General features: G+C 69.8%; 9 protein-coding genes, 2 pseudogenes and 2 riboswitches. Of the genes and pseudogenes, 8 read left to right on the top strand and 3 right to left on the bottom strand.

Going from position 1 to position 11,706, the window contains the following annotated elements:
• Positions 1-143 precede the first annotated feature (143 nt).
• The gene (locus KUM38_RS28400) at positions 144-1,610 is read right to left on the bottom strand and encodes a non-reducing end alpha-L-arabinofuranosidase family hydrolase (RefSeq protein ID WP_217133349.1); all 1,467 of its coding nucleotides are present in this window, start codon (positions 1,608-1,610) and stop codon (positions 144-146) included.
• Positions 1,611-2,334: 724 nt separating this feature from the next.
• Between KUM38_RS28400 and KUM38_RS28395 the strand changes: the two genes are divergently transcribed.
• The 6 genes and pseudogenes from KUM38_RS28395 to KUM38_RS28375 all read left to right on the top strand — a co-directional run bounded on the left by KUM38_RS28395 (position 2,335) and on the right by KUM38_RS28375 (position 8,628).
• On the top strand, positions 2,335-3,768 hold the full coding sequence (locus KUM38_RS28395) for an endo-1,4-beta-xylanase (RefSeq protein WP_217133348.1): 1,434 nt from the start codon (positions 2,335-2,337) through the stop codon (positions 3,766-3,768).
• A 294-nt stretch (positions 3,769-4,062) separates the two neighbouring features.
• Complete coding sequence (locus tag KUM38_RS28390) at positions 4,063-5,046, top strand: ferric reductase-like transmembrane domain-containing protein (protein ID WP_217133347.1); 984 nt, start codon at positions 4,063-4,065, stop codon at positions 5,044-5,046.
• Positions 5,047-5,114: 68 nt separating this feature from the next.
• A riboswitch (cobalamin riboswitch) is annotated at positions 5,115-5,240 on the top strand.
• Positions 5,241-5,365: 125 nt separating this feature from the next.
• Positions 5,366-5,455, top strand: a pseudogene (locus KUM38_RS43735) ((2Fe-2S) ferredoxin domain-containing protein); the annotation flags it as partial.
• Positions 5,441-5,591: riboswitch (cobalamin riboswitch) on the top strand. (Overlaps the previous pseudogene by 15 nt.)
• A gap of 101 nt (positions 5,592-5,692) precedes the next feature.
• Entirely contained in the window at positions 5,693-6,796 is a 1,104-nt protein-coding gene (locus tag KUM38_RS28385) for an iron ABC transporter permease (RefSeq protein WP_217133346.1), read from the top strand.
• The gene (locus tag KUM38_RS28380; protein ID WP_217133345.1) at positions 6,796-7,569 is read left to right on the top strand and encodes an ABC transporter ATP-binding protein; all 774 of its coding nucleotides are present in this window, start codon (positions 6,796-6,798) and stop codon (positions 7,567-7,569) included. The genes KUM38_RS28385 and KUM38_RS28380 overlap by 1 nt, the downstream gene beginning before the upstream one ends.
• A gap of 36 nt (positions 7,570-7,605) precedes the next feature.
• On the top strand, positions 7,606-8,628 hold the full coding sequence (locus tag KUM38_RS28375) for an ABC transporter substrate-binding protein (protein ID WP_217133342.1): 1,023 nt from the start codon (positions 7,606-7,608) through the stop codon (positions 8,626-8,628).
• A gap of 401 nt (positions 8,629-9,029) precedes the next feature.
• On the opposite strand, the gene KUM38_RS28370 is transcribed toward KUM38_RS28375, so the two are convergent.
• Positions 9,030-9,227 (bottom strand): DUF6368 family protein, encoded by a 198-nt coding sequence (locus KUM38_RS28370; RefSeq protein ID WP_217133340.1) that lies wholly within the window; start codon positions 9,225-9,227, stop codon positions 9,030-9,032.
• Positions 9,228-9,256: 29 nt separating this feature from the next.
• Here KUM38_RS28370 and KUM38_RS43730 point away from each other — a divergent pair, with 29 nt between their 5' ends.
• The gene (locus KUM38_RS43730; RefSeq protein WP_374227095.1) at positions 9,257-9,421 is read left to right on the top strand and encodes a DUF6153 family protein; all 165 of its coding nucleotides are present in this window, start codon (positions 9,257-9,259) and stop codon (positions 9,419-9,421) included.
• A gap of 202 nt (positions 9,422-9,623) precedes the next feature.
• On the opposite strand, the pseudogene KUM38_RS28365 reads toward KUM38_RS43730, so the two are convergent.
• A pseudogene (locus KUM38_RS28365) lies at positions 9,624-10,589 on the bottom strand (hypothetical protein); the annotation flags it as partial.
• 85 nt (positions 10,590-10,674) lie between these two features.
• Here KUM38_RS28365 and KUM38_RS28360 point away from each other — a divergent pair.
• Complete coding sequence (locus tag KUM38_RS28360; RefSeq protein WP_217133338.1) at positions 10,675-11,652, top strand: ABC transporter substrate-binding protein; 978 nt, start codon at positions 10,675-10,677, stop codon at positions 11,650-11,652.
• Positions 11,653-11,706 lie beyond the last annotated feature (54 nt).

The following is an 11,706-nucleotide window of genomic DNA, read 5'->3' as shown; positions in this document are numbered from 1 at the left end:
TGGTCCCCGCTCCACGGTGTGCAGCGGCTTCCGAGCCGGACCGGCGTCCGTTTTCCCGGGCCCGTCCCCTTCGTCACTCGCGACCTCAACGCCGGCCTTGCCGGTGTCAGGAGCCGTCAGCGCCGTCAGCGCCGTCAGAGACGTCAGCGCCGCAGGGTCAGCAGACCCGGACGATAGGGCAGGAGGCCGTAGTCGCCGCCGGAGTTGGGGCTGCGTCCCTGGTAGAGCAACTGCAGATTGCAGGGATCGACGGTCATGGTCTGATCGGGGCTGGTACGGATCAGTTCGCCGTGACTGATGTCGTTGGTCCAGGTGGCGCCACTGTTGGCCTTGCCGGCGAAGGGATTGCTCTCGGTCGCGGCCTGGGGTGTCCAGGAGCCGTTCAGACTGGTGGCCGTGAACGAGCGGAAGTAGCGGCCCTGCGAGCCGATGGCCTCGACGATCATGAGGTAGCGGTTCTGGCCCTGCAGCTTGTAGACCTGCGGGGCTTCGAACAGGTTGTTCGTCGTATCGCTCATGATCACTGTCGAGGTCGAGCCGAAGCTGCCCGGGAAGTTCCCGATCGGCATGCTGGCCCGGTAGATCTTGCCGTTGTCGCCGGCGAAGAACAGGTACATGTTCGTGCCGTCACCGATGAGTGTCTGGTCGATGGGTCCCGTTCCGGAGCCGGAGATGCTTCCGGAGAAGAGCACCTGCTCGGACGACCAGCCATTCGGGTTGGTGGGGTCGCTCGACGTCCGGTAGGAGAAGGCGGTTCCGCCCCACTGGTAGGCGAGCACCCAGATGTTCTTCGGCGCGAAGTAGAAGAGCGTGGGTGCGACGGTCGAGTTGGACATCGCGTTCTGGCTGGCCGAGCCCATCTCCGACCAGTTGGTGAACAGGCCGAAGTTCATCGAACCCCACCTCGTCCCCGTGTCGTGCGTGGTGGCGTAGACGAGTTGTCTGCCGTTGTAGGGGGCGACGGTGAAGTCCTTGAGCGAGACCCACCCCTGCTTGGGCTGCGCCAGCGCGCCCGTCGACGTCCAGCGGTAGCTCGACGGGAGATCACACGAGCCGGGGGTGTCGGAGCCGACCTTGACGAGCTGCCACTGCTGGTTGGTGCCGCCCCAGTCGTCGTACTGGACGATGTTCGCGTTGTCGGCGGTGGAGGCGCCCTGCACTTCGAGGGCCTTGTTGCTGTGGCGCGAGATGAGCCTTACGTAGCCGTCCGAGCTGTCGGCCAGCCGCCACTGCTGGTTGGTGGCGTTCAGGTCGGTCCATTGGACGATCGAACCGCCGTTCGCGGTGGACCAGTTGTAGACGTCCAGCACCTTGCCCGAGTGGCGGGACTTGAGGCGGTAGTAGCCGTCCCCGGAAGCGACGAACTGCCACTGCTGCTGGTTCTGGTCGTTCCTGGTCCACTGGGTGATGCGGGCGCCGTCGCCGGTCGCCATGTTGTAGACGTCCAGGGCTTTGCCGCTGTTGCGGTTGACCAGTACGTACGAGGCGTTGGTGTCCACGGTCGCGGCCTCGGCGGGCTGGGCGCCGAGGAAGGCGGCCACCAGCAGCAAGGGCGCGAGGACGCCGAGTAAGCGTCTTGGACGGACCGGGGACGGGTGGCGAAACCACATCAGAGGGCCTCCTTGGGGGCGGGGTGAGGTGCCGCCGATGAACCGCGGAGCGGCAGCCGCGCCGGGGCAGGGGATACGAAAGTTTCGAAGTGATCTCGGCTCTGTGACGCCACAAGCTAGGAAGGCGGGGCCTTCCGGTCAAGGCCTGTCGCCGATATGTCCGCAAGCATTTTCTCCCTCCGGGTGTGACAAGCCCTTGTGTCGACCAGAAATCCCCAGGTGGTTCGCGGTATGGCTCGCCGGCTCAGGGATTCGCACGCCTTGACCAGGTGTCGAAAGTTTCGAAACACAAGTGGAAACTTTTCCTTCACGAGGGTTGACGAGTCACCGTCAACCCCTCAATCATCCTGTCTGGTAAACCGACCGCAGTACGAGATTTCGAACCGTGCTGGTTCCGGGCAGACTGTGCCGCACTGCAGAGCCGCGCACAGCTGCACGACGGATCCGCACGCCAAAGCACCTGCGCCACCCCGTTTTTCGTCCCGGTGAGGCTCGCACCGACGCGTCCCGACCCTCCGTGCGGTAGGAGAGGTGTGCGACGCCACGTGACGGCCTCCCGGCTGAGCCGCGATGGAGTACCCCGTGTCTGCGTCGAAAGACCGCTGCCGCCCGGCGTACGTCACTCGGCGGCCGACCGGGCCCGTCCATGCCGGTTGAGATCCTCCCGGGCCCCATGACCGCGGTGTCCGGTGATCCCGTCATTACCTACCTCGGAGGCACAGCAATGGGCTCTCATGCCCTTCCCGGACCCGGTGTCCGGCGGAAGATCCGCGTTCTGCTGCTGGCGCTGGTCGCCGGCGTCCTCGGTACGGTCGCCGCACTGGTCGCGCCGCCGCCCGCTCAAGCCGCCGAGAGCACGCTCGGCGCCGCGGCGGCGCAGAGCGGCCGCTACTTCGGCGTCGCCATCGCCGGGAGCAGGCTGAGCGACTCGACGTACGCGTCGATCGCGAACCGTGAGTTCAACTCGGTGACGGCCGAGAACGAGATGAAGATCGACGCCACCGAACCGCAGCGGGGTCAGTTCAACTTCAGCGCCGCCGACCGCGTCTACAACTGGGCGGTGCAGAACGGCAAGGAGGTGCGCGGCCACACCCTGGCCTGGCACTCCCAGCAGCCCGGCTGGATGCAGAGCCTCAGCGGCAGCCAGCTGCGCCAGGCGATGATCGACCACATCAACGGCGTGATGAGCCACTACAAGGGCAAGATCGCGCAGTGGGACGTCGTGAACGAGGCCTTCGCCGACGGCAGTTCGGGGGCCCGGCGCGACTCCAACCTGCAGCGCACCGGCAACGACTGGATCGAGGTCGCCTTCCGCGCCGCGCGCGCCGCCGACCCGTCCGCCAAGCTCTGCTACAACGACTACAACGTCGAGAACTGGACCTGGGCCAAGACCCAGGCCATGTACAACATGGTGCGGGACTTCAAGCAGCGCGGTGTGCCGATCGACTGCGTCGGCTTCCAGTCGCACTTCAACAGCGGCAGCCCTTACAACAGCAACTTCCGCACCACCCTGCAGAACTTCGCCGCCCTCGGCGTCGACGTGGCCGTCACCGAACTCGACATCCAGGGCGCCTCGTCCACGACCTACGCCAACGTGGTCAACGACTGCCTGGCCGTCTCCCGCTGCCTCGGCGTCACCGTCTGGGGTGTGCGCGACAGCGACTCCTGGCGATCGGGGGACACGCCGCTGCTGTTCAACAACGACGGCAGCAAGAAGCCCGCGTACACCGCCGTCCTCAACGCTCTCAACGGCGGCGACACTTCGGAGCCCCCCGCGGACGGCAACACGATCAAGGGCGTCGGTTCGGGCCGCTGCCTGGACGTGCCCAACGCCAGCACCACCGACGGCACCCAGCTCCAGCTGTGGGACTGCCACAACGACACCAACCAGCAGTGGACGTACACCGACGCCGGTGAGCTCAGGGTCTACGGCAACAAGTGCCTGGACGCCGCCGGCACCGGCAACGGCGCCAAGGTCCAGATCTACAGCTGCTGGGGCGGCGACAACCAGAAGTGGCGCCTCAACACCGACGGATCCATCGTCGGCGTCCAGTCCGGCCTCTGCCTCGACGCCGTCGGAGGCGGCACCGCCAACGGCACCCTGATCCAGCTCTACTCCTGCTCGAACGGCAACAACCAACGCTGGACCCGCGCCTGACAAGGCCTGCACGAAGACATCGCTGATGATCGCGAGGGTCGCCGCCACGGTGGCGACGACCCTCGCGATCGGCACGGCCCGGTGGGGGCGTCACGACGGTCCGGTCCCGCGACAGGGGGCGTCGGCGGCTGTCCTGCACGTGGAGGGGACAGGCGATCAGATGTGCCCCGTGCGGTCTTCGCGGCGGCTCTGGCCGGATACCGCCTCGGTGGTTCGCCGTCCCCTCAGCCAGACTTGCTGCCTGACGCCACATGCGCACCGTTGCTGCGGTGCTCCGTGCACGGGAGGCCCCTGATGCTGTCAGACGCGAGTCCGGACGAAGACGGGGCAGCATCGTCCGGACGGCAACGGCCTCCCGGCGACCGTGTCGCGCTCCGCGGCGACCTGCGGTCCGCCCTGCCCGACGCCGCCGCGGCGGTGGTGGTCACGGCGCTCGTGTTCGCGCTTCTGTGGGCGCGCATGGAGTCGGGTGCGTCGGACACGGTCGCGGTCATGCCGTTCATGGACGATCCCGGCACCTACTGGATGTACTTGCTCAGCCAGGCGTTCGGGTGGTCGGGGCTGCTGTGGGCCTGGGGCACGGTCATGCTCGGCCTGCTGCTGTCGGGGCCGCGCCCCGCCCGGCTGCCGGTCTCCCGGCAGGTGCTGGAACGCTGGCACCGCACCACGAGCCTGACGACGACGGCGCTGATGTCCGCGCACGCGCTGATGTTCGCCGCGGAACTCGTGCGCTACGAGACGAAGGTGGACTGGGCGGAACGGCTGTGGGTGGGCTTCGCCGACAGTTTCGTGCCGGGCTGGTACGACTCCGGAACCGGAAGGATCGCCATCCCGCTCGGACAGGGTGCCCTCTACCTGGCGGTTCCGCTGGGGCTGCTCTTCTACGTCCGGCACCGCATCGGAGCGAACACCTGGCGACGGCTGCACCGCTTCGTGATCGTCGTCTACGTGCTGAGCGTGTGGCACACACTGCTGTACGGAACCAACGTCTGGTACGGAGAGTGGCCGCGCACCGTGCTGTGGCTGCTGCAACTGCCGGTCGCCGCACTGCTGTTGCTGCGTCTGCTGAGACCTGCCCGGCGGGCCGAACGGCTGGGCCCGCCGAAGGGAGGCGTGGGCGCGGCCCGTCCGGCCTGGTGGGCGCGCGCGGTCGGACGGGTCGTCGCCGGAGCCGTCCTTGTCGGGCTGGTCATCGTGGTGGTGTCCGGCCGTGACGGCGGACGGGACCGTCCGACCCATCCGCCCGCGACGGCCCCGCACGCCCAGGAGACGGACTGACGGCCGGAACGGGGCGGGCGGGACGGTGTCCCGGGAGGGGATGACGGCCGGCGACAGGGTGACGGCGGACGAGGAAGCCGGTGTGGATCCGGCGCGGTCCCGCCCCTGTGATCGGCGAGCGATTCCCGACAGGCCACTGCCCGGCAGCGGGTGGGAAGGCCGGGACGAGCATCGACCCGGGAGCCAGGAGACTCACGCGGTCGCCTCCCCGACGGGCCACCGGGGCGGATCTCCCCGGAGAGAGGGACGGCACCGCAGGCCCACAACGCCGACCGGACGAACGACTGACGGCGCCCGGACCGGAACGGCGACCGGCCCCGTGCCGTGCCGCATCGTCGTGTGCCGCGACTGCTGTTGCGGCAGCCCCGGAGCGACCGGCGTCGACCACGCGGCCCAGACCGAACGCCTGTGCCGCGGCACACGCTAAGCTGCAAGCGCCTCGCGGGGGAAGTCCGGTCGAAGTCCGGCGCTGACCCGCAACGGTAGGCGGAGTCCCGTACGGGGTTCCGTGAGCCCGATTACCCGCGGTGGTGAAGCTCCTGTCAATCGCCGTGGACTGCGAGAGGGCGCTGCGTACGGCGCCCGGCGCCCGGAGCCGCTCCTTCGATCACGTAGGTGCACGGCCCGAGGCGAAAGCGATCCGCCTGTGGCCACGCTCCGCGACCGCATACCCGCCGTACCGCACCGCACCACGAGCGGCGGGCCCCCACCACCCCGGCGCGTCCCGTTGCCCCTGCTCGTGACCGGCCTGTGCGTCGCGCTCCCCGTCTCCCTGGCCTGCGGGGCGGGCATCGGGGCGTCGGGACTCTCGTGGAGCGAGGCACTGCACTACCTCTGGGCGGGGCTGACCGGTGGGGCCATCGCCCCGGACGAGGTCTCCTCCTACACCATCGTGTGGGAACTGCGCTTCCCGCGCGCCGTGCTCGCGGCGGTCGTCGGCGCCGGTCTGGCAGCCGTCGGTGTCGGCGTCCAGGCCATGGTCCGCAACGCGCTCGCGGACCCGTTCGTCCTCGGCATCTCCTCCGGCGCGGGCGTGGGAGCCAACGCCGTGCTCATCTTCGGCGCCTTCGGCGCACTCGGCGTCTGGGCACTGTCCACGGCGGCGTTCCTCTCCGCGCTCGCCGCCATGGCACTGGTGTACGCGATCGCCCGGACCCCGCGGGGACTGACACCGCTCCGCCTCCTGCTGACCGGGACCGCGATGCACTACGGCTTCTCCGCCGTGACCACGTTCATGGTCTTCGCCGCCGAACACGGTGAAGCGGCCCGCTCCGCGATGATGTGGCTGCTCGGCAGTCTGGGCGGCGCGAGCTGGGCCTCCGTACCGATCGCCGCGGGCGCGGTGCTCGGCGGCCTCGTCCACCTCGGATGGTCGGCCCGGCGCCTGAACGCCCTGGCGATGGGCGACGAGACCGCTGCCGCACTGGGAGTGGACCCCGGGCGGCTGCGCAAGGAACTCTTCCTCACGACCGCCGCCGTCACCGGGGCGGTGGTCGCGGTCAGCGGAGCGATCGGCTTCGTGGGCCTGATGGTTCCGCACGCCGCCCGGATGCTGGTCGGGGCGGACCACCGCCGGCTGCTGGCCGTCGCGCCCCTGGCCGGCGCCGTGCTGCTGGTCTGGGTCGACATCCTGTCGCGCGTGGTGCTCGCCCCCGCCGAACTGCCACTGGGCGTACTGACGGCCGCGATCGGCGTGCCCTGCTTCGTGCTGCTCATGCGCCGCCGCGCCTACACCTTCGGAGGCGTGTGATGCGGGTCGACATCGACACGGTCACCGTGGAGATCTCCGGCGCGCGGGTGGTGGAGGACGTCTCACTGCGGGCGGGCAGTGGCCAGGTGGTGGGACTCGTCGGACCCAACGGCAGTGGTAAGTCGACCCTGTTGCGATGCGTCTACCGGGCCCTGCGTCCCACGGCCGGTGCGGTACGTCTGGACGGCGACGACCTGCTGGCCATGAACACGCGCGAGAGCGCACGCCGGCTCGCCGCCCTTCCCCAGGAAGCGGTCGCGGAGTTCGACTTCACGGTGGCCGAGGTCGTGGCCATGGGCAGGCTGCCGCACCAGGGGGCGGTGGCCCGGGACACCGACGAGGACCGGCGCACGTGTGCCGCCGCACTGGACGGAGTCGGCGTCGGCCACCTGGCCGACCGGGGCTTCCTCACGCTCTCCGGCGGCGAGAAGCAACGGGTCCTGATCGCCCGTGCACTCGCCCAGCAGCCGCAGGTCCTGGTGCTGGACGAGCCCACCAACCACCTGGACATCGCCCAGCAGCTGGAGGTCCTTTCCCTGGTCCGGGCCAGCGGGCTGACCGTGCTCACCGCGCTGCACGACCTCAACCTCGCCGCGCTCCACTGCGACGTCCTCCACGTCATCGACGGCGGGCGGATCGCCGCTTCCGGCGCCCCCCACGACGTCCTCACGCCCGCCCTGTTGGCCGACGTCTTCGGCGTCCGGGCGCACCGCGTCCCCCACCCCGAAACAGGCGCGGTCCAACTGCTCTTCGACCGTCTCCCCTCCCCGTAGCCCCCTCCCCGGTCCCCTCGAAGGAGTCACCGTCCCATGCCGAACCGCGCACGCCCCGCCGCCCTCGCCCTCGTCCTGGCCCTCACCGTCACCGGCTGCGGGGCGGACGTCTCGTCGGAGGAGGGGAGGGGGGACGGCGCCCGGGCGTCCGGCAGCCACTATCCGGTCACGATCGAGAACTGCGGTGAGAAGAAGACGTTCGAGAGGGCTCCGCAGCGCGTGGTCACCAACGACGTGGGCATCACCGAGATCATGTTCGCCCTCGGTCTCGAGGACCACATGGCCGGATACGTCATGCCCGACGACAAGGGAGACCTCGCGAAGGTGCCGTGGAAGGACGGCTACCGGAAGACCGAGTGGCTCTCGAAGGAACGGATCAACAAGGAGCTGGTCCTGGACGCCCGTGCCGACCTGGTCTTCGCGGGCTGGAACTACGGCTTCAACGAGGGCGAGGGCTTCACGCCCGCCGCGCTGCGACGCCTGGGCGTCGACTCGTACCTGCTCAGTGAGTCGTGCCGCAACGGACAGGGCAAGGCCCGCGGCGTGATGCCACCGCTCGACGCGCTGTACACGGACCTGCGGAACCTGGGCGAGGTGTTCGACGTCGAGGACAGGGCCGAAACCCTCATCGGTTCGTTCCGGGAGCAGGTGGCCGCAGCACAGGCGAAGGCTCCGAAGGAGGCCGACCGGCCGAGGGTGTTCCTCTACGACAGCGGGGAGGACAAGCCGCTCACGTCCGGCGCCTTCGCCGGACCCCACGACATCATCACCAAGGCCGGCGGCGACCACATCATGAAGGACATCGAGGACAGCTGGACCACCGTGGGCTGGGAGACGGTCGTCGCCCGCGACCCCGAGGTCATCGTGATCAACGACTACGGCGACACCACCGCGGAACAGAAGCGAAAGTTCCTCACGTCCTACAAGCCGCTCGCGAACGTCTCCGCCGTCAAGAACGACCGGATCGTCACCCTCGACTACGTCGACCTCGTCGAGAGCCCGCGCAACCCCGCGGCCGTCAGCTCACTCGCGGCGGACCTGAGGCGCCTCGGCTCCTGAACCCGGGGCCATTTCGACCGACTGCCCGACGTTCGGAGAGCCGCCCTCCCTGCCGTCAGGCGGCAGGGAGGCGAAGCCCGGCATTCCTGCGGCCTCTTCGCCCCTCCGGGAACCGACCACCTCTTCCGTCCGACTGCTGGGAGGAAGCGAGGAGGCGGCATGGAAGGGCCGGATGTCCGGCGGCGGACACGCGTCATTCGGCCTCCACGGCGCACGCCGGCCGTGCCGTGCACTCCATGACCCATGGCGGATCCGTCATGGAGCCGACAGACGCGATGGACCCGGTGACGGGAACCGGCCACATCCCACCCGACGTCCTGGCAGCCGAGCGCAGGAAACACGCCCGCACCCACAGCGAGAGAGACATCCGCTGGGGCGGCCGATCCGCTCTCGCCGCATGATCAGGCGACATGGCGAACGTTCCAGGTCACCGCACCACCTCCGCCGCGGATCCGTCCGGACTGCTCGACCAGCCGGAAGGCGGGGTGCCCGACCCAGGTCCGCAGGAACTCCGCCGTACCCAACGCCGTCCAGTCGTCCTCCGCGATCCCCAACACCCCCGGAAGGCCGGCGACGACCGACACCTGTCCGTCCAGCAACTCGGCTTTGTGAGAGGAGGGCCCCACAGGTGTGCGCGGCCACCGGCGTCGGTTCCTCCTGCACCCCACCGGCACTGAGCGCCGCGTTCACAGACGTCCCCGCCGCTGTCGCTCGGAGCGGCAGCATGCTGGAGTCGGCCGAGGGCAGTCGGGCGCCGCCCGACCTTTCCCGACCCCAACTCCTGCGGATATAGAGCGGCCCGCGCGGCACCTTCTGTCCCCGATCTTCCCGGTGGTTGGTGTCGCGCCTGCGCACGCCCTCATTTCCCCCACACTCGCGCACCCCGGCTCGGGGCGGCACCACTGAACTCGTCGTCCTCGACCGCAAGGGCGAGCGCGTCGCCTCCCCGGATGTGATGTGCGAGGAACCGCGAGGGGACGCCGTCACCGCCCCACGGGATCACCGTCCATGGCCGGCAGCGGGGAGCGGCGGACGACGGCGTCGGCGCCGAGGAGGATCAGCTCGTCGCCGTCGGGATGGACACGGGTGAAGGCGGTGTGGCGCCGGGCGAGGGCCGGCCGGAAGACGAGTCCGGGACCGAGGTCCGTGAGCAGCGTGCGGCCCGTTCCCGGATCGTGGCGCCATGCCCGGTTGGTCCACTCCGGCCGTCGCAGCGGGTCCGGGCCGCCGCGCAGCGTGGTCCACCACGCCTGCCGCCGGGTGTCGAGCCGGAGGTACCCGCCCCGGGCGGGCGATCCCCACGGAATGACCGCCTCGGCGGCGAGTGCGTCGCCCTTCCTCCGGGCCCGGTGCACTCCCTCGCCCGTGGCCGCGAACACGTGCCCCGAGCCGGGTGCCCGGGCGTCCCCGTGTCCGCCGTCCGGCAGCGGCAGGACCGCGCGAGGTGTGACCGGAGGACAGCCGGGCGGAGCCGCGAGGAGGTCCGCGAACCGGTGGGCGGCCGGCGCGTCGGGCTCCCGGTGCCGCAGCACGACCAGCGGGTCGCCGCCGCCCAGCACCGTCACCCCCGGTTCGCCGACGCGCGTGCGTACCCGCGCGGCCTCTCCGGTGGCCAGGCCGACGACCGTCGGCAGGTCCGACCACGGTTCGCTGTTCTTGCCGAGGTCGGTGGTGACGACCAGTCGGCGACGGGACGGATCGCAGGCGAGGTGCTCGGCGGGCACGGCGACCGGGATCGCGCGTTCCACGAGTTTCCCGGCGAAGGGATCGAGCACCAGTAGCTCCCCGCGACGGTCGTCGACGCAGGCCACCCGCCCTCCCGGCAGCGCCAGGAACCCAGCGTGCTCGGAGAGGTGACGGCCGGTGAGGCGTCCGGTGACGGCGCCGTCCGGCACGGTCGGCAGGTGTACGGATCCGGCCACGTGGTCGGAGACGAGCAGGACGGGTGTGGCATCGGGCATGAATCCTCCGGAGACCGGTCTAGTGAAAACGATTATCATGTATCTTCGATGCGTTCCCGGTACCTGAAAAGAAGCGAGGGCATCGATGCTGCGCTCACCGTCGAGATTCGTCCGCAGTTGGATCACCGCAGCGGCGGTGGGTTCCGTCCTGGTCGGCTGCGGCTCGTCCTCCGAAGAACCCGCGAGTGACGAGGCCGGGCCCGCGGCGAGGACGGAGGTGACCGTCGAACCCATCAAGGCGTCGACGGAACTGACCGACACGAACGGCGTCGAGGTCTCCTTGAAGAAGGAACCCGAGCGGATCGTCTGCCTGTTCGCCCTGTGCGACGACATCCTGACGGAACTGGGCATCGTGCCGACGGCCACCAACAGCGCGTTGCTCGCCCACCCCGACTTCCTGGGGGAGGAGAAGTCCGAGGAGGTCGACGTCATCCCCGGTGGATTCATCGCCCCGGAGGTGGAGGCGATCCTCTCCCACAAGCCCGATCTCGTGATCGGCCTGGGGGACACCCACGGCAAGCTCGCCCCGGCGCTCAAGGGTGCCACCACGTTCTGGGCCATGCAGCCCGAGACGTGGCAGGACAGCGTGGGGTACCTGCGCGACGTCGCCGCGCTCACCGGCCGCACCGCCGAGGGGGAGAAGGCGGAGCGGACCTTCCGGACGAAGCTCGCCGAGGCCGAGAAGGCCCCGAGCGAGAAGACCGCGCTCGTCATCTACGGCAGTGACGAGAATTTCGGCGTCGCGACGCCGGAAGGTGACGTGGCCGCCAGCCTGTTCCCCAAGATCGCCGACTACCCGTGGAAGTCCCGCGGTGTGGAGGGCGGTTACAGCCTCGAGGAGATCCTCGCCCAGGACGTCGACGTGCTGTTCGTCGAGACGATGAGCTTCGGCGACGCGGACGGCAAGCTGTCGGAGAAGCTGGCCGAGAACCCTCTCTGGGGCAAGATCCCGGCAGTGAAGAACGGTGACGTCCACGAGGTGAACTCAGAGGTGTGGGCCAAGGGGCGCGGCACCCGTTCGCTGGGCATCGTCCTCGACGAGGCCACGGCCGCGCTGCGGTGAGGAAGTCCTTCTCGGTGCCCACCGCGGCCGATCGTGCCGCGGCGGGCGGACAGC

It is taken from the genome of Streptomyces sp. AC558_RSS880 (assembly GCF_019049255.1).
In the GTDB taxonomy this organism is placed as follows: Bacteria; Actinomycetota; Actinomycetes; order Streptomycetales; family Streptomycetaceae; genus Streptomyces.
This window is presented reverse-complemented; position numbering and strand designations above follow the sequence as displayed.